This window comes from Neisseria sp. P0022.S010 (genome assembly GCF_051956635.1).
In genome coordinates this window covers 1-472 of record NZ_JBQCXF010000868.1, presented here as the reverse complement: position 1 = coordinate 472, position 472 = coordinate 1, and the positions used below count along the sequence as shown (strand labels likewise).

Below are 472 nucleotides of genomic sequence, written 5' to 3'. Positions count from 1 at the left end.
CTTGATTCCACCGACAGCGCCAAAATCATCGGCGAGCTCTTGGGCGGTACGGGCAAAGAAGCCATATTCAAAACGCAGCATCAAATTTCCCTTTGGAAAAACGATTTAAAAACGCCTGAAGAGGTAGTTCAGACGGCCGCTAATGTGTGGGAACAACAAACAGCGCGCGTCTATGCGAGTTATCAGGAAACCCTGCAAAGCTATCAGGCGGTGGACTTCGACGACTTAATCCGCCTGCCCGCCGTGCTGTTGCAGCAAAACAGCGAAGTGCGCAACAAATGGCAGCGGCGGCTGCGCTATCTGTTGGTTGACGAATGTCAGGACACCAATACCTGCCAATTTACGCTGATGAAACTCTTGACCGGCGCGGAAGGCATGTTTACCGCCGTCGGCGACGACGACCAGTCCATCTACGCTTGGCGCGGCGCGAACATGGAAAACCTGCGCAAAATGCAGGAAGACTATCCGCAGA

Annotated in this window: 1 protein-coding gene; it reads left to right on the top strand. The window is 53.6% G+C overall.

The genetic code is table 11. The annotated features are described in order from the left end of the window. The coding region (locus ACTHUT_RS21845) for a UvrD-helicase domain-containing protein (protein ID WP_440419914.1) at positions 1-472 on the top strand (472 nt) is incomplete at both ends.